Below are 21,575 nucleotides of genomic sequence, written 5' to 3'. Positions count from 1 at the left end.
CATGTGAAATCGAAACGCATCTGAATCCCTGATAAAAACGAGCGTCACTACTGGTGCCGGCCGCATGGATCGTTGCCGTCGAGAAAGCCCATGTCGCGCTGCAGATGCGGCGGCAGCTCCCGGACGTCGAGATAGGCCCGTTTCCGCGCCGCGTGCCTTGCCAATCCCCGCGCCAGCCGTGAAAACCAGCCATGGGCTGGAGCAAGAAGCAGCTTTTCCTGTATTGTGGTCATGATCGTCAGCCTTCGCTATCTCTAGGCGTAGTTGATCTTCAATACGGAATATCGGTAGGCCCGGCCGGTGCCGCCAATCAAACGTCGATCACTGCCCATAAGGAGGGCTTATGCCGGAGCTCAATTCACGACAGCTGGTTTCGCAGCTTCCTCCGCTTCAGGCGATCCGGGTATTCGAAGCGGTGGCGCGGCATCTCTCGTTCACCAAGGCCGCCCAGGAGCTTGGCATGACGCAGGCGGCGGCAAGCTATCAGATCAAGCTTCTGGAGGAGCGCATCGGTGCGCCCCTGTTCCTGCGCCAGCCAAAACAGATCGTGCTGACCGAACCCGGCCAACGCCTGGCGCCCGCGGTCAGCGAAGCATTCGCGCTGTTGAGCGGCGCCTATGCCGCCGCGCGCACCGGCGCCGACGGCGTGCTTTGCGTTTCGACGCTGCTGACCTTTGCCTCCAATTGGCTGGCCCAGCATCTCGGTTCGTTCCAGGTCGCGCATCCGTCGCTGGCGGTGCGCGTCGATACTTCGAACAGGGTTGTCGACTTTGCCAGAGAGGATATCGACATCGCCATCCGCTCCGGCGGCGGCAACTGGCCGGGCGTCGAGACCCATATGCTTTTCAGGGCCGATTTCACGCCGGTCCTTAGTCCAAAGCTCGCGGCAAGCATCGGCGGCGTCAAGGAGCCGGCCGACCTGCTGCGGCTGCCGATCCTCGACCCGGGCGACATCTGGTGGCGGGACTGGTTTGCCGCCGCCGGCCTGCCGGTCGAGGAACTGGCCAAGCGCCCCGGCACCAGCATGGGCGCGCAGGCCTATGAGGCCAATGCCGCGATTGCCGGCCACGGCGTGGCGATCGTCACCAAGGCGCTGTTCAAGGCCGAACTTGCCGACGGCCGCCTGATCCAGCCCTTTCATCTGGTCGGTGACGACGGCCACGCCTATTGGCTGGTCTATCCGACGGCGCGGCGCAACGTGCCGAAGATCCGCGCCTTCCGCGATTGGATCCTGAGCGAGATCGCTTGCCAATAGGCTGAATCCCAGCAAGCCCGACAGCAAAGCTCCGGGCCCAATCAGCCCGGCTGAAATTCTTCGTCAGACATGCCGCAAACGTCCCGGCTTGTCGCCGCACGAGACCCGGCGTGCTGCGCTGCAGCAACGATTCCGTCTTGACATATTTCATCGCAAGTGAGTAATTGCCCACAGCCAAGGCAAATGCTCATCTTGGTTTATGGGAGGAATTTTGATGAAACTTCGCACGTTCACCCTAGGCCTGTTCTCGGCCAGCGCCCTCGCTTTCGCCGCGCATGCCGAATCCATCACCATCGCCACGGTCAACAATGGCGACATGGTCCGCATGCAGAAGCTGACCGACGACTTCACCGCCAAAAATCCCGACATTCAGCTGCAGTGGGTCACGCTCGAGGAAAACGTCCTGCGCGAGCGCGTCACCACCGACATCGCCACCAAGGGTGGCCAGTACGACGTGATGACCATCGGCACCTATGAGGTGCCGATCTGGGCCAAGCAGAACTGGCTTTTGCCGCTCGACAAGCTCGGTGACGATTATGACGTCAAGGACATCATCCCGGCCATAGCCGGCGGCCTGTCGGTCGACGGCAAGCTCTACGCAGCGCCGTTTTACGGCGAAAGCTCCTTCGTCATGTACCGCAAGGACCTGATGGACAAGGCCGGGCTCAAAATGCCCGATGCACCGACCTGGGACTTCATCAAGCAGGCCGCCGACAAGATGACCGACCGCGCCAACGGCGTGAACGGCGTCTGCCTGCGCGGCAAGGCCGGCTGGGGCGAGAACATGGCCTTCCTGACCGCCATGTCGAACTCCTTCGGCGCGCGCTGGTTCGACGAGAACTGGAAGCCGCAATTCGACCAGCCCGAATGGAAGAACACGCTGCAGTTCTATGTCGACCTGATGAAGGCCGACGGCCCCGAGGGCGCGTCGTCCAACGGCTTCAACGAAAACCTGGCGCTGTTCCAGCAGGGCAAATGCGGCATGTGGATCGACGCTACCGTCGCTGCGTCCTTCGTCTCCGACCCGAAGAACTCGACCGTCGCCGACAAGGTCGGCTATGCGCTGGCCCCGGACAATGGCCTCGGCAAGCGCGGCAATTGGCTGTGGGCCTGGTCGCTGGCCATCCCCGCCGGCACGCAGAAGGCCGACGCCGCTCAAAAGTTCGTTTCCTGGGCGACTTCGAAGCACTATCTCGAACTGGTCGCTTCAAAGGAAGGCTGGGCCAACGTTCCGCCCGGAACGCGCACCTCGCTCTACAACAACCCGGAGTACCAGAAGGCGGCGCCTTTCGCGAAAATGACGCTGGATTCCATCAACGCCGCCGATCCGACGCACCCGACCGTCAAGCCGGTGCCTTATGTCGGCGTCCAGTTCGTCGCCATTCCTGAGTTCCAGGGCCTTGGCACCACCGTCGGCCAGCTCTTCTCGGCGGCCCTTGCCGGCCAGACGAGCGTCGACGACGCCTTGAAGCAGGCACAGGACGCCGCCACCGCGACGATGACCGAGGGCGGGTACATCAAATAAGGCGCCTCCCGGTGCCGGTTGCCCATGGCAGCCGGCACGGGCCGCCCGAATCCCAGTTCGGGCGGCCAACTTTACGCCGCTGAAAAACTTGGCCGACCTCGAAGGGTGACCGTCATGGCTACTCAGCAGACCCGTTCGCTTGCCCGCTTCATGATGGCGCCATCCGTGGTGCTGCTGCTGGTTTGGATGATTGTGCCGCTGGCATTCACGCTGTGGTTCTCCTTCCAGCAGTACAACCCACTCAATCCGATGCGCGACGGCTTCGTCGGGTTTTCGAATTACGCGCTGTTCTATTCCAACCCGGCATTCCTGCAGTCGATCCTCAACACGCTCACCATCGTCGTCAGCGTGCTTTTGATCACGGTGATCGGCGGCATCCTGCTGGCCCTTCTGCTCGACCAGCCGATGTGGGGACAAGGCATCGTCCGCATCCTCGTCATCTCGCCGTTCTTCGTCATGCCGCCGGTGGCGGCACTTGTCTGGAAGAACATGATCATGCATCCGCAATACGGCGTCTTCGCCGATATTGCGCGTTTCTTCGGCGGGCAGCCGATCGACTGGTTCGGGCAGCACCCGCTCCTGGCGATCATCATCATCGTCGCCTGGCAGTGGCTGCCGTTTGCGACGCTGATCCTGTTGACCGCGCTTCAGTCGCTCGACGGCGAGCAGAAGGAAGCCGCCGAAATGGACGGCGCCGGCTTCATCAGCCGCTTCATCTATTTGACGCTGCCGCATATGTCGCGCGCCATAACCGTCGTCATCCTGATCCAGACGATCTTCCTGCTGTCGGTCTATGCCGAGATCCTGGTCACCACCAATGGCGGCCCGGGTTATGCCTCCACCAACCTGCCCTTCCTCGTCTACCAGAAGGCATTGCTGGAGTTCAAAATCGGCCAGGCGTCCGCCGGCGGCATCATCGCCGTCATTCTCGCCAACATCGTCGCCTTCTTCGCCATGCGCGCCGTCGGCAAGAACCTGGACAAATAAGGGAGGATAAGATGGCACGTGCAGTCACCACCCGGCACAAGACGATTGCGACCGCGGCCGCCTGGATCGTCGCCCTGCTGATCTTCTTCCCGATCCTCTATACGATCATCACCTCGTTCAAGTCGGAGCAGGAGGCCATCCAGGGCTTCAACCTGTTCCCGTCGGGAACCATGGAGAGCTATTCCGAGGTCCAGGCGCAGAACGGCTATTTCAAATTCTTCCTCAACTCGGTGTTCCTCTCGGTCGGCTCGACCGTCCTGGCTCTGCTCGTCGCCATACCGGCGGCTTGGTCGATGGCGTTTTCGCCGGGCAAACGCACCAAGGACATTCTGATGTGGATGCTTTCCACCAAGATGATGCCGGCCGTCGCCGTGCTGTTTCCGATCTATCTGATCTTCCGCGACACCGGATTGCTCGACAGCCGCATCGGCCTGATGGTCATGCTGATGCTGATCAACCTGCCGATCGTGGTCTGGATGCTCTACACCTATTTTCGCGAGATACCTGGCGAGATCCTGGAAGCGGCGCGCATGGACGGCGCATCGCTGTGGAACGAGATAATCTACGTGCTGACCCCGATGGCGGTGCCCGGCATCGCCTCGACCATGCTGCTCAACATCATTCTCGCCTGGAACGAGGCGTTCTGGACGATCCGGCTGACCACCACCGAGGCAGCGCCGCTCACCGCTTTCATCAGCTCCTTCTCCAGTCCGCAGGGGCTGTTCTGGGCCAAGCTTTCGGCCGCCTCGACGCTGGCGATCGCGCCGATCCTGATCATGGGCTGGTTCAGCCAGAAGCAGCTGGTCCGAGGCCTGACATTCGGTGCGGTAAAGTAGCGGGCATCGCCTGACGCAAAACGAAAAGGATAGCCCTTCGGGGGAGGAAACCATGGGAAACATCACGCTCAAGAACGTCTCCAAATCCTTCGGGGCGACGTCCATCATCCCCGGCCTCGATCTGGTCATCGAGGACGGAGAGTTCGTCGTCTTCGTCGGTCCGTCGGGCTGCGGCAAATCCACCCTGTTGCGTCTGATCGCCGGTCTGGAGGATACCAGCGGCGGCACCATCATCATCGATGGCCGCGACGTCACCGGCGAGGCGCCGGCCAAGCGCAAGCTGGCCATGGTGTTCCAGTCCTATGCGCTCTACCCGCACATGACGGTGGCCAAGAACATCGCCTTCCCGCTGAAGATGGCGGGCGAGGACCAGGCGACCATCGACAAGAAGGTGAAGGACGCCGCGCGGATCCTGAACCTCACCAACTACCTCGACCGCCGCCCCGGGCAGCTCTCCGGCGGCCAGCGGCAGCGTGTCGCCATCGGCCGCGCCATCGTCCGCCAGCCATCGGCCTTCCTGTTCGACGAACCGTTGTCCAATCTCGACGCGGCGCTGCGCGGCACCATGCGGCTGGAGATCAGTGAACTGCACCACCAGCTCCAGACCACCATGGTCTACGTCACCCACGACCAGATCGAGGCGATGACCATGGCCGACAAGATCGTCGTGCTCAATGCCGGCAATATCGAGCAGGTCGGCTCGCCGATGGAGCTCTACAAGACGCCGAAGAACCTGTTCGTTGCCGGCTTCATAGGTTCGCCGAAGATGAACCTGATCGAAGGCGCGCCCGCCGCCAAATATGGCGCCAAGACAGTCGGCATCCGCCCGGAGCATATGAACATTTCGAAGACGTCAGGCGACTGGAAGGCGACGGTCGGCGTTGCCGAGCATCTCGGCTCCGACACGTTCTTGCACGTCCAGGCGGATGGCGTCGGGCAGCTGACGGTGCGTGCCGACGGCGAATTGGCCGCCCATCACGGCGACACGATCTATCTGACGCCGGACAAGGCCAAGCTGCATCGTTTCGGCGCCGATGGGAAGGCGATGCTGCAATGAGGCTCGGAGGTAAATCGGCGCTGATCACCGGATCGGCGCGCGGCATTGGCAGGGCGTTCGCCGAAGCCTACATGCGGGAGGGGGCGACCGTCGCCATCGGCGACATCAATCTCGAGGCTGCCGAGAAGACGGCTTCCGAAATCGGCGGCAATGCCTACGCGGTGACGCTGGACGTCACCGATCTCGCGTCGATCGATGCGGCCGTCAAGGCGGTCGAAACCAGGGCCGGCGGCCTCGATATCTTGATCAACAACGCCGCCCTGTTCGACCTGGCGCCGATCGTCGAGATCACCAAGACAAGCTACGACAAATTGTTTTCGGTCAACGTCGCCGGCACGCTGTTTACGTTGCAGGCCGCCGCCCGTTCTATGATTGCCCGCGGCAAGGGCGGCAAGATCATCAACATGGCAAGCCAGGCCGGGCGCCGCGGCGAGGCGCTGGTCGCCGTTTATTGCGCCACCAAGGCGGCGGTCATCTCGCTCACCCAGTCGGCAGGGCTCGACCTGATCAAACACGGCATCAATGTCAACGCGATAGCACCGGGGGTCGTCGACGGCGAGCACTGGGATCATGTCGATGCCTTGTTCGCCAAGTTCGAGAACCGGCCGAGGGGCGAGAAGAAGAGACTGGTCGGCGAAGCCGTGCCTTATGGCCGCATGGGCACGGCGCAAGACCTCACCGGCATGGCGGTGTTCCTGGCCAGCGATGAGGCCGGATACATCGTCGCCCAGACCTACAATGTCGATGGCGGCCAGTGGATGAGTTGAGGGGGGCGAAGGCGCTCTTCTCCCCGTCTCCTCCACGGGGGGAAGAGCCGTCCCGCTAAAGGGTAAAGCAGATGACCGTGAAACTCTCTTCTTCCATCCTAGCCAAGCTGCCGCCCAAGGTCGCCGGCCCGAAATACGATCGCGCCGCGCTTAAGGCCGGCATCGTGCATTTCGGCGTCGGCAATTTCCATCGCTCGCACCAGGCCGTCTACCTCGACGACCTGTTCAACTCGGGGGTTGGCCACGACTGGGCTATTGTCGGCGCCGGCGTCTTCGAGGGCGAGAAGGTCGGCCGCGGCAAGCTGCAGGAGCAGGACTGGCTGACCACCGTGGTCGAGCAGGACAGCGGCCATATGAGCGCGCGTGTCACCGGCGTCATGATCGACTTCCTGGTGCCTGGCGACGCGATCGCAATCGTCGAGCGGCTTGCCGATCCGGCGATCAAGATCGTTTCCCTGACCATCACCGAGGGCGGCTATTTCATCGATCCGGCTTCTGGCGTCTTCAATCCGACACATCCCGACATCGTTGCCGACGCTGAGCCGGGGGCGACGCCGAAGACCGTCTTCGGCCTCATCCTCGCCGGGCTGCTACGCCGCCGCGCCGACGGTATCGTGCCCTTCACCGTCATGTCCTGCGACAACATCCCCCATAACGGCCATGTCACCTCAGATGGCGTCATCGGCCTTGCGCGGCTGATCGACGAAGGTTTGGCAAACTGGGTGAGCGAGAAGGTTGCCTTTCCCAATGGCATGGTCGATCGCATCACGCCGGCCACCACCGACCGCGAGCGCGGCATTCTCGCCAGCGAGTTCGGCCTCGACGACAATTGGCCGGTGTTTTGCGAACCGTTCAAGCAATGGGTGCTGGAGGACCGTTTCACCGACGGCCGCCCGCCGCTGGAAAAGGTCGGCGTGCAGTTCGTCAGCGACGTCGCGCCTTATGAGCTGATGAAGATACGCATTCTCAATGGCGGCCATGCGACCATCGCCTATCCGGCCGGGCTGATGGACATCCATTTCGTCCATGAGGCGATGCAGGAGCCGCTGGTACGCGGCTTCCTCGACAAGCTCGAGCATAATGAAATCATCCCGACCGTGCCGCCGGTTCCGGACACCGACCTCGAAGATTACTACCAGCTCATCGAGCACCGCTTCTCCAATCCGAAGATCGGCGACACCATACGCCGGCTTTGCCTCGACGGCTCCAACCGCCAGCCGAAATTCATCATTCCGACGATCGCCGACCGGCTGAAGGCTGGCAAAAGCGTCACCGGCCTGGCGCTGGAATCTGCGCTCTGGTGTCGCTACTGCTTCGGCACGACGGATTCCGGCGCCGTCACCGAGCCCAACGACCCGAACTGGGGCCGGTTGCAGTCGACGGCCAAGGCGGCCAGGGACATGCCTGGCGCCTGGCTTGCCATGGAGGACATCTATGGCGATGTCGGCCGCTCGCCGTCCTTCGCCGAGGCGTTCGCCCATGCGCTCAAATCGCTGTGGGCGGACGGCGCGCGCGCGACACTGACGCGCTATCTCGCCGGCGACCTCTGAAGCCGATCCAGCGCGATGACGCCTGAACTGGTCATTTTCGACTGTGACGGCGTGCTGGTGGACAGTGAGATGCTGTCCGTCTCGGCATTGCTGGAGATGATCGCGCTTGCCGGCGGCAACGTCAGCGAGGACATTGCCTATGAGCACTTCCTTGGCAAGAGCATGAAGAGCGTCCGCGAAATCCTCGCAAGCGACTTCGGGCTCGATCTCACCGACCAGCATCTGACCGAGATGCGCTCCGAACTGATGCGCAAGTTCCGCCAGGAGCTGAAACCGATGCCAGGCATCGCACAGGTCCTGCCGAAGCTCGGCGTGCCGTGCTGCGTCGCCTCCTCCGGCACGCTGGAGCGCATCCGCTATGCGCTCGAGGTTACGGGGCTGCTTGGGCTGCTGGAGCCGCATCTGTTCAGCGCTGCCATGGTGGCGCGGGGCAAACCGGCGCCCGATCTCTTTCTCCACGCAGCAGATAAAATGAGGGCGGCCCCGCGAAACTGCCTCGTCGTCGAGGACAGCCCGGCCGGCATCGAAGCGGCGCGGGCGGCCGGCATGCGCGTCCTTGCCTTCACCGGCGGCTCGCACACCGGCAACCCGGCCTTGAAAGCGCGGCTTGCGTCAAGTGAGCCGGACTTTATATTCGCTGACATGCTGCAATTGCCCGATCTGATTGCAGGCCTGGGAGCGAGAGCAAGAACACCTTGACCAACAGTTTCGTTTGCGCGGTCGATGTCGGCACCGGAAGCGCCCGTGCCGGCATTCTCGACACCGGTGGCGCCTTGCTCGGCCGCGCCGAGCACCCGATCGCCATGCAACAGCCGAAGGCCGATCACGCCGAACACGATTCGCAGGATATCTGGTCGGCGGTGTGCAGTGCCGTGCGTGCTGCCCGCGAAAAGGCGCGCGTGAAGGCTGAGGATATCGTCGGCATCTCTTTTGACGCCACCTGCTCGCTGGTGGTGCGGGACCGGCATGGCGGCCAGCTCAGCGTGTCCGTTACAGGCGGAAGGCGCTGGGACACCATCGTCTGGCTCGACCATCGCGCAATTGCCGAGGCCGATGAATGCACCGAAAGCGGCCACGCCGTGCTCGACTATATCGGCGGCGTCATGTCGCCGGAAATGGAAACGCCGAAGCTGATGTGGCTGAAGCGCAACTTGCCCGGAACATGGAACGAAGCCGGCTACCTATTCGACCTCACCGACTTCCTCACCTGGAAGGCGACCGGCTCGCTCGCTCGTTCGCAATGCACGCTGACCGCCAAATGGACCTATCTGGCCCATGAAGCGACCGGCTGGCGGCGCGACTTCTTCGAAGCGGTCGGGCTCGGCGACCTTTTCGAGCACGGCAATTTGCCGGACAAGGCGAGCCCGGTCGGCGCAGATATCGGTCCGCTCAGCGCGCAAGCCGCGGCGGAGCTTGGCCTCACCGGAAAATGCCGGGTCGGCGCCGGCGTCATCGATGCCTATGCCGGCGCGCTCGGCGTGCTCGGCGGTTTCGCAGGTGACGCGACGAACATCGGCCGCCATCTGGCCCTGATTGCCGGTACGTCGAGTTGCGTCATGGCGATGTCGCCAGATCCGCAGCCTTTCGCCGGTGTCTGGGGGCCATATTATGGCGCAGCCCTTCCCGGCCTTTGGCTGTCGGAAGGCGGCCAGTCGGCCACCGGAGCGCTGCTCGATCACATTATCCGCTGGCATGGCGCCGGCGGCGAGCCGGATGCCGTAATGCATGCCAAGATCGCCCGCCGCGTCGCCGAGCTGCGCGCCGCCGAGGGTGGCGACCTCGCCGCAAGGCTGCATGTATTGCCGGATTTCCATGGCAACCGCTCGCCGCTTGCCGACCCGCATGCCGTCGGCGTCATCAGCGGACTGACGCTGGATTCCTCCTTCGACAGCCTGTGCAAGCTTTACTGGCGCACCGCCGTCAGCATCGCGCTTGGCGTCCGCCATGTGCTGGAAGCACTGAACGAAAACGGCTATCTGATCGACACGCTGCACGTCACCGGCGGCCACACCAAGAACCCGCTGTTGATGGAACTCTATGCCGACGCCACCGGCTGCACGGTGGTCGAGCCGCTGGCGGACGAGGCGGTGCTGCTCGGCACCGGCATGATTGCCGCCACCGCGGCCAGGCTTTTTCCCGATTTGAATGCCGCCTGCGTCGCCATGCAGCAAGGCGGCAGGACGCGAGAGCCCAATCCGGCTGCCGCCGGCCGGTTCGACCGCGACTACCGCGTGTTCCTCGAAATGCACAGGCAAAGGCGGGCGCTGGACGCGATCATATAGGTCGAACGGCTTTCACGCGCTATCGCTGGTTCCAGCGCCGAACAACCGGCTCGTCGAGATCATGCTCATAACCGAGCACGCTTATGCTGGCGGTATCCAGCACGAACAGCGCGCCGTCTTGCGGCGGCAGGCCGAGCCAGCGCGCAGCCAGCACTCGCAGGAAATGCGAGCTTGAAAACACCAGGATGTTGCCGTTGGCCTGGCGCAGCTGGCTGACGATGCGGTCCGCCCTCGAGCCGACGTCCGCGGCCGATTCTCCCCTCGGGCAGCCGTCGCGAAAGAGACGCCAGCCTGGACGTTCGGCAAGGATTTGCCTGGTGGTCAATCCCTCATAGGCACCATAATCCCACTCCGCCAGATCGCCCTTCTTTACGCCCGAAGAGCCGAAGCCGGCCAGCGCACAGGTGTTGAAGGCGCGCTGCGACGGGCTCGACCACACCGCCGAGAAGGACAGGCCCTTTAGCCGCTCAGTGACCCGCCTCGCAGCGTCCTCGCCGGCCGGCGTCAGCGGTATGTCGGTCCGGCCGGTATGTTTTCCGGACGCACTCCATTCCGTCTCGCCATGCCGAACCAGATAGATTTCGGGAAACGCGCTCATCAGGGTGCCTTCAAATGAATCCACCGTGACCATAGCGGCTTCCATGGCCTCTCCAATAGCCTGCATTGAGCTGACTGGCTTAACCCTTCCGCAAGTCAGCCTCTTGCCACCGGTGCCCATTTGATAGACAAACCCGTCGTAATGCGGAATCCGGCCGATCTTGGCCATTTTCCGCGCTGAGACGCGGCTTCCGGCTCTTGCCGACGTGCCGCAATCGGATAGGCGGAAAACTGGAATGTCTGCGATCGAAGCCGACGCTCGCGCGCCGGAAAACCTTTGGCGTCGGGAAATCAGGGCGATGCTGGCGCTCGCCTGGCCGATGGTGCTGACCAATCTCGGCCAGACCGCGATGACCGCTACCGACGTCATGATGATGGGGCGGCTGGGGCCGGACACGCTGGCCAGCGGCGCGCTTGGCGCCAACCTCTATTTCATGCCGCTGATCTTTGGACTTGGCCTGATGCTGGCGACCTCGCCGATGATGGCGACCGAGCTCGGCCGTCGCCGCCACTCGGTGCGCGACCTGCGCCGCACCGTGCGCCAGGGTCTGTGGCTGGCGATCCTCATCTGCCTTCCGATATGGGTCCTTCTCTGGCACGGCGAGAGCGTGTTGCTGGCCATGGGGCAGGAGCCTGCGCTGGCGCACCAGGCGGGTATCTATCTGCGCTGGCTCGAATGGGCGGTGCTGCCCTTTTTCGGCTACATCGTCCTGCGCTCGTTCATTTCGGCGCTGGAGCGGCCGGGCTGGGCACTGATCATCGTTTTCGTTGCCGTCGCCTGCAATGCCTTCTTCAACTGGCTGTTCATGTTCGGCAATCTCGGCATCCAATCGATGGGCATCGCCGGCTCCGGCCTTGCCACCACTCTGTCCAGTACGCTGATGTTCGCCGGCATGGCGACGGTGGTGATGCTTGAGAAGAAGTTCCGGCGCTATCGTCTGTTCGGACGCTTCTGGCGCGCCGATTGGCCGCGCTTCAAGGGCCTGCTGCGGCTCGGCCTGCCGATCGCCGGCCTGCTGGCGTTCGAGGTGACGATCTTCAACGCGGCGGCCTTTCTCATGGGCCTGATCGATGCGGCTTCGCTTGCCGCCCATGCGATCGCCATCCAGATCGCCTCGGTCACCTTCATGGTGCCGCTCGGCCTCAACCAGGCGGTGACGGTGCGCGTCGGGCTCGCCCACGGCGCCGGCAATCCGGAAGGTGTCAGCCGGGCTGGCTGGACCGCCTATGTCGTCGGTGTCTCCTTCATGGCGCTGATGGGGCTGGTGATGATCTTGTGGCCGCATCTCTTGATCGGCGCCTTCATCGATGTGGGCAATCCGGCTAATGCCGAGGTGGTGGCGCTTGCCGTGTCGTTCCTCGCTTTTGCCGCGCTGTTCCAGGTTTTTGACGGCGCGCAGGCGGTAGCCAGCGGCATGCTGCGCGGCCTGCACGACACCAAGGTGCCGATGATCTACGCCGCGATCGGCTATTGGGGCATCGGCCTGCCGCTCGGCGTGCTGCTCGCCTTCCGTTTCGGCTTCCATGGCGTCGGCATCTGGATCGGCCTGTCGTCGGGACTGGCGGTGGTTGCTGCACTCCTGCTGGGGCGCTGGCTGCGGCGGGACAGAATCGCGCCGCCGCTGGTATTCGGGCGTTGAATTGCTGGTCGCCCGGCTCAGCGGGCCGCCGCCCGCTGCTCGAGCGAACGTGCGTATTGCGTTAGCGGGAAACACATGACGAAGAAGATCAGCGCTACCAGCCCATAGACTTTGAACGGTTCGAAGGTCGCATTGTTGATCGCGTTGGATGTCCTCACCAGCTCCTCGAAACCGATGATCGAGGTCAGCGCGGTCGACTTGATCAGCTGCACCAGGAAGCCGACGGTCGGCGCGCGGGTGATCGAAAACGCCTGCGGCAGGATGATCAGCCTGAGCTCCTGCAGGTAGTGCAGGCCGAGGCTGGCGCCGGCGTCCCACTGGCCGGGCGGCAGCGCATCGACGCCGCCGCGCCAGATCTCGGCGAGATAGGCGCTGGCGAAGAAGGTCAGGCCAAGCACCGCCGCGGTCCACGGCTCGATGCGCAAGCCAAGCATCGGCAAGCCGAAGAACATCAGGAAGAGCTGCATCAGCAGCGGTGTGCCCTGGAAAAGCGCGATGTAGCCGGAGGCAAGCCGCCGCGCCCATTTATTCTTGGCGATCCGGAAGAACAGCACGACCATACCAACCACGGCGCCGCCGACAAAGGCGGCCAACGACAAGAGCACCGTCCAGCGCGCGGCCAGTAGCAGGTTGCGCAGAATGTCCCAGAAGGTGAATTCGATCATGACACGCCGGCTCCAAGAAGCCGGCGGCCGCCGCCGACCAGCAGCCGGCGCAGCCCAATCGACAGGGCGAGATAGACCATCGTCACCACGAAATAGGTCTCGAAAGCCCGGAACGTGCGCGCCTGCAGCATGTCGGCTTCATAGGTCAGCTCGCGCACCGCGATCTGCGACACCACGGCGGATTCCAGCATCATGATGACGATCTGGCTGGTCAGCGCCGGATAGATCACCTTGAGCGCCTGCGGCAGCACGATCTTGATGAAGACCTGGCGTGGCCTGAGCCCAAGCGCCAGTGCCGCTTCCGTCTGCCCGGACGGCACCGCGTCGAGCCCGGCGCCAACGATCTCGATCGTGTAGGCGGCCATGTTGAGCGTCATCGCCAACATGGCCGCCAGCACCGGATCGAGCCTGACGCCGATGCTGGGCAGCCCGAAGAAGATGAAGAACAGCTGCACCAGGAACGGCGTGTTGCGGATCACCTCGACATACCAGCCGATCGCCCGCTTGAGCAGCAGCGGACCGTTCCGCCGCCCTGCCGCGCCGAGGATGCTGAGCAACGTTCCCGCCAGCGTGGTCACAGCGATCAGCAGGATCGTCGTGGCCGCGCCGCGCGCGATCGCCCCTGTCGCCCCGGCAAGCCAGCCGAAGTCGAGGCTATAGGTCACTGGCGGTTAATCCTTGAGATTGGCGGGATCGAGCGGTGTCTTCAGCCAGGCCTTCGAGCTTTCGTCCAGTTTGCCGTCGGCCAGCATCTTGGCGACCGCATCGTTGACCGCTTGTTTGAGGCGGTCTTCCTTCTTGTTGAGCCCGATATGCGAGGGCGAGGTGAGAAGCTGGAATTTCTGCTCCGGCTTCAGTTCCTCCTGGCGAGCCAGCACCTGGGCGCCGACATCGTTGCCGACCACCATCAGTTGGGTCTGGCCCGAGATGAACGCCTGGATGACGGAATTATAGTTGTCGAAACGGCGGATGTCGGCCGAGGCGGGTGCCGCCTCGGTCAGCGAGGTGTCCTCCAGCGTGCCGCGATTGACGGCGATCGACTTGTCGGCAAGGTCTTCCTTGCCTTTGACCGAGAGTGCTGCCGGGCCGATGACGGCGATGTAGTAGGGTGCGTAGGCGGCGGCGAAATCGATCACCTGCTCACGCTCCTTGGAGTAGCCGACGCTCATCAGCAGGTCGACGCGCTTGTCGGTCAGGTACGGAATGCGGTTCTGGCCGGTCACGCTGACCAGGTTGAGCTTGACCTTGAGCTGGTCGGCGATGGATTGCGCCACGTCGATGTCGTAGCCCTTGATGCTCATGTCGGCGCTGGCCGAGGAGAAGGGCGGGAAGTCGGAAAAGATGCCGACATTGATGGCACCGGCCTTGGCGATGTCGTCGATGGCGTCGGCATTGGCGGCCTGGGTGGTGAAAGCAAGACCGGTCGCGCCGAACATCAGCACGGCGACGATGGATGATTTGAGCTTCATGTGAAGTGTCATTGTCATTCCCCTGCTGGAAGCTTGTTTGTTGAATGCAACCGCCGGCTCCAGCGCGGCGGTCGCCTTTGGATTCTCTAGTGGACCATGATCTTTTCCGAAAACCGGTTCCCACTTTCGGGATCATGGTCGAGCTGCGTCAGCCTGCCCTGCCGGCAATCGCCGGGCTGAACACCATCAGGCTGAGGATCTCGAACAGCACCTGCGCGCCGGCATGCGCCGTGTTGGTGGTCGCGTCATATTGCGGCGCCACCTCGACGACGTCGCCGCCGACGATGTTGAGGCCCTTCAGGCCGCGCAGCAGCTCGAGCACTTCGCGCGTCGTCAGCCCGCCGACCTCCGGCGTGCCGGTGCCCGGTGCGAAGGCCGGATCGATGCTGTCGATGTCGAAGGAGACATAGGTCGGGCCGTCGCCGACTATCCTGCGCGCCTTCTCGATAATTGCGGGAATGCCGAGGCCGGTCACCTCTTCGGCATGCACCACGGTCATGCCGGACTCATAGGTGAACTCCCACAAATATTCGGCCGAGCCGCGAATGCCGATCTGGATGGTGCGGCTCGGGTCGAGCACGCCGTCCAGCACCGCGTTGCGGAACGGCCCGCCATGGTGGAACTTGGTCATGTCGAACAGGCCGCTGGTGTCGCAATGGGCGTCGATATGGATCATGCCCACCGGCGCCTTCTTGCCGACAGCCTTCAGGATCGGGTGGCTGATCGAATGGTCGCCGCCGACCGAAAGTGGAAGGACGCCGGCGTCGACGATCTGGTTGGTGCGGCGTTCGATGTCGTCATGGCTGGTCTCCAGCCGGTAGCGGCTCTGGAACGGCACGTCGCCGATGTCGGCGACCTTCAGCTCATGCGTCGGCGCGCATTCCAGCACATGATTGTAGGGGCCGATGCGCTCGATGGCGCGCAACGCCCTTGGCCCGAAACGGGCGCCCGGCCGGTTGGTGACGCCAAGATCCATCGGCACGCCGATCATTGCCACCTGCAGATCGCCGAAATCCGGATTGTCGGCGGCGATCTCACGATAAGGCGCCGCGAGGAAGGTCGGGATGCCGGAATAGGGCGCCAGCCGCGTGCCGGTCTTGGAGAAAATCTTGTCGGCGACACGCTGGAATTTCGGGTCGAACATTTCGCCGCCATGGCTCTCGCCATATTTGCGGCGCAACGCTTCGAGCTTGCCGCGGTCGTAACCCATGTCGGTCCTCCATGGCTGGTGCGGTGCGCGGACGGCGGCCTCGATAGCCGCAGCGTTGGCTGCCTGCAGATTTCACGTCTTGATGCAATGCCTGGGCAAAGTGTCCTGTAGCTGCATTGAAAAATCAATTGATATTGTTAGGGTGTTCGCTGTGAGAAAATCTCACAGAGTTCAGGTTCCAAATGGCCAAGCGTTTGCCACCGCTCAATCCGCTGCGCGCCTTCGAGGCGACGGCGCGCCATGCCTCGCTGAGTAAGGCGGCGGCCGAGCTGAACGTCACCCACGGCGCCATCAGTCATCAGATCAAGGCGCTCGAGCAATCATTGGGCGTCAAGCTGTTCGAGCGTGCCGGCCAGCGGGTGAAGCTGACGCCGCACGGCGCCGAGTTGCTGCCGGCGGTGTCGACCGCCTTCGACGGCATTGCCGCCGCCACGCAGCGCATGACACGGCCGGCCAGCACCGGCGCGCTGTCGGTATCGTGCGTGCCGGCTCTGCTGTTGCTGTGGATGATCCCGCGGCTGGGCAGCTTCACCTCGCAATATCCGGATATCAGGCTGACGCTGATCCCATCCAATGACGCCAAGGACGTCCGCGCCCCGCACATCGATGTCTGCGTGCACTATGGCGACGGCAGCTGGACCGACTGCTGGATGCGCAAATGGTCGGGTCTCGAACTGTTCCCGGTGGTCAGTCCGACGCTGATCAACAACCGCCCGATCCGCACCGTCCGCGACCTCGCCGATCACGTCTTCCTGCATGGCGATGACGGCCGCGAATGGCACACCTGGCTGGCCGCCGCCGACGCACTGGACCTCGAGCGCGGCCGCCGCCATCATCTCGGCGATGCGCGCATGGCGACCGAGGCCGCGGTTCACGGCCATGGCGTGGCGCTCGGCGATACGGTGACGGCAAGCGGACTGCTCGCCCGGGGTCTGCTTGTCGCCCCGTTCAGCCTTTCCGTGCCGGCGGTCGACGATTTCTACGTCGTCTGCCGCAACGAGATGCGGTCGGCGCCGATCGTGCAATTGTTCATCGACTGGCTGTTTGCCGAGAAAGAGCAGGCCGACCGCCGCGCCGACGCGCCGGTGGCAGGTCGCATCGGCATTCGCCGCAAGCGTCCAGCGCTCAAGGTGGTCGGCTCCAAGACCGCATCCTGAGGCCGAAACTGCCGCAGGCGCCGCTTGCCGCAGGGGCTTCTTTTTGTCGGGCCAGCCCGCAAAGCGGGAGGCGCGTTCAAAAATTCGATGCTAAGAGGCATTTGGAGCAATTCCAGGAAAAGTGCCCAGCGGTTTTCCATCCGGAATTGCGATAGACAAAAGCTAGAGCGAGCAGCGAAGGCGCATTGAGCGATGGCAAAGACCGATATAGCGCGGCGCGTCTACAACCACACCTGGAAGCTCGACCCGATCGTCCGTAGCTTGCTCGACACCGATTTCTACAAGCTTCTGATGCTGCAGATGATCTGGGGCATGTATCCCAAGGTCGACGCCACCTTCACGCTGATCAACCGAACCACCTCGGTCCGCCTTGCCGAGGAGATCGATGAGACGGAGCTGCGCGAGCAGCTCGACCATGCCCGCACCTTGCGCTTCTCGAAGAAAGAGATGATCTGGCTCGGCGGCAACACCTTCTATGGCCGCAAGCAGATCTTCGAACCGGAATTCCTCGCCTGGCTGGAAAATTTCCGACTGCCCGAATACGAGCTTTCCAAGCGCGACGGCCAATACGAACTCGCCTTCAGCGGCCCGTGGATGTACACGACGCTGTGGGAGATCCCGGCGCTGGCAATTATCAATGAACTTCGATCGCGCGCGGCCATGCGGGCGTTCGGGCCGTTCGCGCTCGACGTGCTCTATGCCCGCGCCAAGGCCAAGATGTGGGCCAAGACCGAGCGGCTGAAGGCGCTGCCCGGCATCCGCATCTCGGATTTCGGCACCCGCCGCCGCCATTCTTTCCTGTGGCAGCGCTGGTGCGTCGAAGCGTTGAAGGAGGGCATCGGCGAGGCCTTCACCGGCACCTCCAATGTGCTGCTCGCCATGGACAACGATCTCGAGGCGCTCGGCACCAACGCGCATGAACTGCCGATGGTGTTCGCCGCGCTCACCAATTCGGAAAAGGAATTGAAACAGTCGCCCTACAACGTGCTGCAGGACTGGCAGCGCTACTACGGCGGTAACTTGCTTATCGTACTGCCGGACACCTTCGGCACCGCGGCGTTCCTGCGCGATGCACCGGACTGGGTCGCCGACTGGACCGGCTTCCGCCCCGACAGCGCACCGCCGATCGAAGGCGGCGAGAAGATCATTTCCTGGTGGCGCGAAAAGGGCAAGGACCCCAAGCAGAAGCTGCTCATCTTCTCGGATGGGCTAGAGGTCGAGACCATCGAGGAGACCTACCGCCACTTCCGCGGCAAGGTGCGCATGTCCTTCGGCTGGGGCACCAACCTGACCAATGATTTCGAGGGCTGCGCGCCGACCGAGACCAACCGGCTAGACGCCATCTCGCTGGTCTGCAAGGTCACCGAAGCCAACGGCAGGCCGGCGGTCAAGCTTTCCGACAATCCGGCCAAGTCGACCGGCGACGAGAAAGAGATCGAGCGCTATTTGCGGATATTCGGCCAGAAGGATCGCGTGGAGCAACTGGTGAAAGTGTGAGGTGGGGGGACTCTTGCGTAGTATGAGTTCCTTCGCGCCCCCCTCTGTCCTGTCCGGCAGGACAGAGGGGGGCGCCGTAGAGCCCCGTCGTTACAGTCTAGCTCTCGTCGTTGTTGCCTTTGCATTCTCGCCCACTCCCGCCTTCGCCCATGCCTCCGACCGCGGCCACGTCCTGCTGCTTCCCACCGGTTACTACGCCGTGGGTGGCGCGCTCGCCGTTGCCGCCAGCTTCCTGATCCTCGCTCTACTCCCGCCGGACTCCCTCGACCGCTTCTGGCGCAAACGCCTGCCGCTTTTCGCCTTTGGCGACGGCGCGCGGACTGCCGCCAGCCTGGTATCCTTTGCCGGCTTTGCAATTCTGATTGCCGCCGGCCTGTTCGGCAGCCGCGATCCGCTCTCCAATCCGCTGCCGCTGACCGTATGGACATTGCTCTGGGTTGGGTTGGCTCTGTTGCAGGGGTTGGCCGGCGATCTCTGGTCGTGGGCCAATCCGTGGTACGGGCCGTGCCGCGTCGTCTCGCACCGGTTCGGCAGATCGCAGCCGCAGTTGCTCCCCCAGTGGCTCGGCTATTGGCCGGCTTTCGTGCTGTTCTTCGCCTTCGCCTGGTTCGAGCTGATCGACCCTGCGCCCGACGATCCGGCGCGGCTGGCCTGGGCGGCCGGCGCCTATTGGCTGCTGAGCTTTGCCGCCATGCAGGTCTTCGGATACCGCGACTGGAGCCGGCGCGGCGAGTTCCTGACGGTGTTCTTTTCCATGGTAGGGCACTTCGCCATCGTCGAGCGCAACGAGGACGGCCGGCTCAAACTCTGCTGGCCGGGTGCCAAGCTGCTCGGCGCCGCGCCGCTACCGCTCAGCGGCGTCGCTTTCCTGCTGCTTGCGCTGTCGTCTGTGTCCTTCGACGGCCTGTCGAAAACCTTCTTCTGGCTAGGCTGGTTCGGCATCAATCCGCTGGAGTTTCCTGGACGCACCGCTTTGATCGGCATCGGCAGTTTCGGCCTTGCGCTGAGCTTTGCCGTGCTTGCAGCCGTGTTCGCGCTCGCCGTCTTTCTTGGCCAGCACCTTGCCGGCAGCAAGCATTCGCTCGGTCACGCCGCCGGGCTTTTGGTCTGGTCGATCGTACCGATCGCGCTCGCCTACCACTTCGCGCATTATCTGACGGCGCTGCTGGTCGACGGCCAATATGCGATTGCCGCTCTTTCCGACCCGCTTGCGCTGGGCTGGAACCTGTTCGGTACCGCCGACATGTCAATTGAAGCCGGCGTTGTCGCCGGCGCCGGCTCGGCGTGGTGGCTGTGGAACCTCCAGGCCGGCGTCATCATGGCCGGCCACATGCTTGCAGTGCTTGTCGCTCATGGCTTGGCCTGGCGGCTGCATCCCGTTCCGGCTCGCGCCGCGCTCAGCCAGTTCCCGCTCACCGTGCTGATGATCGCCTATACCGTCCTCGGCCTATGGCTGCTTGCGACGCCGAGCGCCGGATGAACGAGGTGCGCGATGGCCGTCAATCGAACCTTGGGGAAAGCTCGCTTGCCACGTCAGAGCTTTGGTGATTTAGTTTGTACACATGCGATTTTCGGCCCTCTTAACAAGAGTGGCCTGCCTGCGACAGCCATTGGTCAAAGCTCAAAAACAAGGGGAACTGCCGTGACTGACAAGAATGGGTTTTTCGATCTCTCCAGATCCGCTCTCACCCGCCGCACGGCGCTGAAGGGCCTTGCCGCCGGCGCCGGTCTTGCCGTCGCGCCGGGTTTCGTGCGTTACAGCCAGGCGCAGAGCTCGGCGCCGATCAAGATCGGCTTTCAGTCGCACCGCACCGGCATCGGCGCCGCCTATGGCCGCTGGTACGAGAAGACCACGGCCGCTGCCGTCAAGGCTATCAACGATGCTGGCGGCATCAACGGCCGGCCGGTCGAGGTGATCATCGAGGATGACGGCACCGATCCCGGCCGGGGCGCCGAAGTCGTCGGCAAGTTCGCCTCCCAGCACAAGACCGACATCGTCTACGGCACGCTGTTTTCGCATGTCGTCATCGGCTCGGCGCCGGCCGCCGGCGAGGCCAAGATGCCCTATTTCGTCGTTAGCGAAGGCCACCACGTCGCGTCGACCAAGTTGAACCGCTACGTCTTCCAGCCCGGCATCACCGATGTGAAGAGCCAGATCCAGTCGGTGGCGCCGTGGATTGCCGCCAATGCCGGCAAGAAGGTGACGCAGATATTTCCCGATTTCGCCTTCGGCTACGACCATCGCGACTACCTGCCGCCGGCCCTGAAGGCGCAAGGCGCCGAGGTTATCGCCCAGATCGCCATCCCCCCGACGGAATCCTCCTTCACCAAATATTTCCCGCAGATCCCCGCGGAGACCGAGGTGATCTACCACGTCATGGTCGGCCCGGCGGTGCTCACCTTCGTCAAGGAACTCGGCGAGTTCTACGGCTCCAATCGGCCACAATTGTTCGGCTTCATCGATTCGCTCGAAGCTACCGACATCAACAGCCCCGGCCTCGAATTCCTTGACGGCAGCCATTTCTGGGAAGGTTCGCCGCGCTACGCGCAGCCTGATGATTCCCCCGCGCAGAAGGCCTATCGCGCCGCCGTCGGCATCGACGACAATGGTGCCGCCGTCGGCGACCCCAAGGACGTCTCCACCGCCGCGCATATGTTCGGCTGCTGGGAAACGCTCTACGTCGTCAAGAAGGCGATGGAAGACGCCGGCTACAAGGGCCCGGAAGACCGCGCCAAGCTGGTCGAGGCGACCGAGGCATTGACCGAGTTCGCCGAAGGGCCCGAGCATCCGCAGGGGCCGAAAACCTTCAACGGCAAGATCCACCAGTGTTTTGGCATCCAGAACATCTCCAAGGTCGAAGGCGGCCGGCTGAATGTCGTCCACAAGACCAAGATCGAGGACGGCCTCTACGAGCCGGAAGGGGATTACACGACGCAGGCGCTGTGAGCTTGGCTGCCGCAGCAAGCGTGAGCGCCAAGACACCCCCCTCTGGCCTGGCGGCCCCGGCGCGCGCGGTCGAGATAAACCAACGCCGAGCCCACGCCAACCAGCGGATACCCGGTTGGCGGGCGAGGGGGATG

20 protein-coding genes are annotated in these 21,575 nt (G+C 63.5%); 14 read left to right on the top strand and 6 right to left on the bottom strand.

The window, feature by feature from the left end; genetic code table 11:
- Window positions 1–47: 47 nt before the first annotated feature.
- On the bottom strand, window positions 48–233 hold the full coding sequence (locus tag NKH17_RS20990) for a hypothetical protein (protein ID WP_254815832.1): 186 nt from the start codon (window positions 231–233) through the stop codon (window positions 48–50).
- 110 nt (window positions 234–343) lie between these two features.
- Between NKH17_RS20990 and gcvA (NKH17_RS20985) the strand changes: the two genes are divergently transcribed.
- The 9 genes from gcvA (NKH17_RS20985) (at window position 344) to NKH17_RS20945 (ending at window position 10,259) form a co-directional block, all read left to right on the top strand.
- Window positions 344–1,255: a transcriptional regulator GcvA gene (gcvA, locus tag NKH17_RS20985; protein WP_352476992.1), complete on the top strand. Its 912-nt coding sequence runs from the start codon at window positions 344–346 to the stop codon at window positions 1,253–1,255.
- Between the two features lie 214 nt (window positions 1,256–1,469).
- A complete protein-coding gene (locus NKH17_RS20980) occupies window positions 1,470–2,780 on the top strand; it encodes an ABC transporter substrate-binding protein (RefSeq protein ID WP_254815834.1) in 1,311 nt (436 codons plus the stop codon).
- 114 nt (window positions 2,781–2,894) lie between these two features.
- The gene (locus tag NKH17_RS20975; protein WP_031195183.1) at window positions 2,895–3,767 is read left to right on the top strand and encodes a carbohydrate ABC transporter permease; all 873 of its coding nucleotides are present in this window, start codon (window positions 2,895–2,897) and stop codon (window positions 3,765–3,767) included.
- An 11-nt stretch (window positions 3,768–3,778) separates the two neighbouring features.
- Complete coding sequence (locus NKH17_RS20970; protein ID WP_352476993.1) at window positions 3,779–4,603, top strand: carbohydrate ABC transporter permease; 825 nt, start codon at window positions 3,779–3,781, stop codon at window positions 4,601–4,603.
- A 52-nt stretch (window positions 4,604–4,655) separates the two neighbouring features.
- Window positions 4,656–5,660: an ABC transporter ATP-binding protein gene (locus NKH17_RS20965; RefSeq protein ID WP_352476994.1), complete on the top strand. Its 1,005-nt coding sequence runs from the start codon at window positions 4,656–4,658 to the stop codon at window positions 5,658–5,660.
- The gene (locus tag NKH17_RS20960) at window positions 5,657–6,427 is read left to right on the top strand and encodes an L-iditol 2-dehydrogenase (protein WP_352476995.1); all 771 of its coding nucleotides are present in this window, start codon (window positions 5,657–5,659) and stop codon (window positions 6,425–6,427) included. Before NKH17_RS20965 ends, NKH17_RS20960 begins: the two co-directional genes overlap by 4 nt.
- A 71-nt stretch (window positions 6,428–6,498) precedes the next feature.
- On the top strand, window positions 6,499–7,977 hold the full coding sequence (locus NKH17_RS20955; RefSeq protein ID WP_352808496.1) for a mannitol dehydrogenase family protein: 1,479 nt from the start codon (window positions 6,499–6,501) through the stop codon (window positions 7,975–7,977).
- A 15-nt stretch (window positions 7,978–7,992) separates the two neighbouring features.
- A complete protein-coding gene (locus NKH17_RS20950) occupies window positions 7,993–8,676 on the top strand; it encodes an HAD family hydrolase (RefSeq protein ID WP_254815839.1) in 684 nt (227 codons plus the stop codon).
- Window positions 8,673–10,259, top strand: a complete 1,587-nt coding sequence (locus NKH17_RS20945) for an FGGY-family carbohydrate kinase (protein ID WP_352808495.1) — start codon at window positions 8,673–8,675, stop codon at window positions 10,257–10,259. The genes NKH17_RS20950 and NKH17_RS20945 overlap by 4 nt, the downstream gene beginning before the upstream one ends.
- A gap of 19 nt (window positions 10,260–10,278) precedes the next feature.
- On the opposite strand, the gene NKH17_RS20940 is transcribed toward NKH17_RS20945, so the two are convergent.
- On the bottom strand, window positions 10,279–10,860 hold the full coding sequence (locus tag NKH17_RS20940) for a histidine phosphatase family protein (protein ID WP_352808531.1): 582 nt from the start codon (window positions 10,858–10,860) through the stop codon (window positions 10,279–10,281).
- A 232-nt stretch (window positions 10,861–11,092) separates the two neighbouring features.
- Here NKH17_RS20940 and NKH17_RS20935 point away from each other — a divergent pair, with 232 nt between their 5' ends.
- Window positions 11,093–12,496 carry an MATE family efflux transporter gene (locus NKH17_RS20935; protein ID WP_352808494.1) on the top strand — a complete coding sequence of 468 codons (1,404 nt, stop codon included), beginning with the start codon at window positions 11,093–11,095 and terminating at the stop codon, window positions 12,494–12,496.
- A gap of 17 nt (window positions 12,497–12,513) precedes the next feature.
- Here the strand turns inward: NKH17_RS20935 and NKH17_RS20930 are convergent, their stop codons facing one another.
- The 4 genes from NKH17_RS20930 to speB all read right to left on the bottom strand — a co-directional run bounded on the left by NKH17_RS20930 (window position 12,514) and on the right by speB (window position 15,840).
- On the bottom strand, window positions 12,514–13,161 hold the full coding sequence (locus NKH17_RS20930; RefSeq protein WP_352477000.1) for an amino acid ABC transporter permease: 648 nt from the start codon (window positions 13,159–13,161) through the stop codon (window positions 12,514–12,516).
- Window positions 13,158–13,826, bottom strand: coding sequence for an amino acid ABC transporter permease (locus NKH17_RS20925; RefSeq protein WP_352477001.1), 669 nt, complete (start codon window positions 13,824–13,826; stop codon window positions 13,158–13,160). The genes NKH17_RS20930 and NKH17_RS20925 overlap by 4 nt, the downstream gene beginning before the upstream one ends.
- Before the next feature lie 6 nt (window positions 13,827–13,832).
- A complete protein-coding gene (locus NKH17_RS20920; RefSeq protein WP_352477002.1) occupies window positions 13,833–14,642 on the bottom strand; it encodes a transporter substrate-binding domain-containing protein in 810 nt (269 codons plus the stop codon).
- A gap of 136 nt (window positions 14,643–14,778) precedes the next feature.
- On the bottom strand, window positions 14,779–15,840 hold the full coding sequence (gene speB, locus NKH17_RS20915) for an agmatinase (RefSeq protein WP_352477003.1): 1,062 nt from the start codon (window positions 15,838–15,840) through the stop codon (window positions 14,779–14,781).
- A gap of 182 nt (window positions 15,841–16,022) precedes the next feature.
- Between speB and gcvA (NKH17_RS20910) the strand changes: the two genes are divergently transcribed.
- From gcvA (NKH17_RS20910) to NKH17_RS20895, 4 genes are all read left to right on the top strand, one after another.
- Entirely contained in the window at window positions 16,023–16,997 is a 975-nt protein-coding gene (gene gcvA / locus NKH17_RS20910) for a transcriptional regulator GcvA (protein WP_352477004.1), read from the top strand.
- Window positions 16,998–17,189: 192 nt separating this feature from the next.
- Window positions 17,190–18,494, top strand: coding sequence for a nicotinate phosphoribosyltransferase (pncB, locus tag NKH17_RS20905; RefSeq protein WP_352477005.1), 1,305 nt, complete (start codon window positions 17,190–17,192; stop codon window positions 18,492–18,494).
- Window positions 18,495–18,516: 22 nt separating this feature from the next.
- Window positions 18,517–19,974, top strand: a complete 1,458-nt coding sequence (locus NKH17_RS20900; protein WP_352903138.1) for a hypothetical protein — start codon at window positions 18,517–18,519, stop codon at window positions 19,972–19,974.
- Between the two features lie 162 nt (window positions 19,975–20,136).
- Complete coding sequence (locus NKH17_RS20895) at window positions 20,137–21,441, top strand: ABC transporter substrate-binding protein (protein ID WP_352808492.1); 1,305 nt, start codon at window positions 20,137–20,139, stop codon at window positions 21,439–21,441.
- Window positions 21,442–21,575 lie beyond the last annotated feature (134 nt).

The sequence above is a fragment of the Mesorhizobium sp. M1334 genome, assembly GCF_040317995.1.
Lineage (GTDB): Bacteria > Pseudomonadota > Alphaproteobacteria > Rhizobiales > Rhizobiaceae > Mesorhizobium.
This window is presented reverse-complemented; position numbering and strand designations above follow the sequence as displayed.

Excerpts from the sequence above, each read along its gene's own strand:
- NKH17_RS20965 (WP_352476994.1), top strand. The coding sequence starts at position 4,656 with ATGGGAAACATCACGCTCAAGAACGTCTCCAAATCCTTCGGGGCGACG.
- NKH17_RS20980 (WP_254815834.1), top strand. The coding sequence starts at position 1,470 with ATGAAACTTCGCACGTTCACCCTAGGCCTGTTCTCGGCCAGCGCCCTC.
- NKH17_RS20990 (WP_254815832.1), bottom strand. The coding sequence starts at position 233 with ATGACCACAATACAGGAAAAGCTGCTTCTTGCTCCAGCCCATGGCTGG.
- gcvA (WP_352477004.1), top strand. The coding sequence starts at position 16,023 with ATGGCCAAGCGTTTGCCACCGCTCAATCCGCTGCGCGCCTTCGAGGCG.
- NKH17_RS20970 (WP_352476993.1), top strand. The coding sequence starts at position 3,779 with ATGGCACGTGCAGTCACCACCCGGCACAAGACGATTGCGACCGCGGCC.
- NKH17_RS20960 (WP_352476995.1), top strand. The coding sequence starts at position 5,657 with ATGAGGCTCGGAGGTAAATCGGCGCTGATCACCGGATCGGCGCGCGGC.
- NKH17_RS20935 (WP_352808494.1), top strand. The coding sequence starts at position 11,093 with ATGTCTGCGATCGAAGCCGACGCTCGCGCGCCGGAAAACCTTTGGCGT.
- NKH17_RS20900 (WP_352903138.1), top strand. The coding sequence starts at position 18,517 with ATGAGTTCCTTCGCGCCCCCCTCTGTCCTGTCCGGCAGGACAGAGGGG.
- NKH17_RS20930 (WP_352477000.1), bottom strand. The coding sequence starts at position 13,161 with ATGATCGAATTCACCTTCTGGGACATTCTGCGCAACCTGCTACTGGCC.
- NKH17_RS20950 (WP_254815839.1), top strand. The coding sequence starts at position 7,993 with ATGACGCCTGAACTGGTCATTTTCGACTGTGACGGCGTGCTGGTGGAC.
- NKH17_RS20920 (WP_352477002.1), bottom strand. The coding sequence starts at position 14,642 with ATGACACTTCACATGAAGCTCAAATCATCCATCGTCGCCGTGCTGATG.
- pncB (WP_352477005.1), top strand. The coding sequence starts at position 17,190 with ATGGCAAAGACCGATATAGCGCGGCGCGTCTACAACCACACCTGGAAG.
- gcvA (WP_352476992.1), top strand. The coding sequence starts at position 344 with ATGCCGGAGCTCAATTCACGACAGCTGGTTTCGCAGCTTCCTCCGCTT.
- NKH17_RS20975 (WP_031195183.1), top strand. The coding sequence starts at position 2,895 with ATGGCTACTCAGCAGACCCGTTCGCTTGCCCGCTTCATGATGGCGCCA.
- speB (WP_352477003.1), bottom strand. The coding sequence starts at position 15,840 with ATGGGTTACGACCGCGGCAAGCTCGAAGCGTTGCGCCGCAAATATGGC.
- NKH17_RS20955 (WP_352808496.1), top strand. The coding sequence starts at position 6,499 with ATGACCGTGAAACTCTCTTCTTCCATCCTAGCCAAGCTGCCGCCCAAG.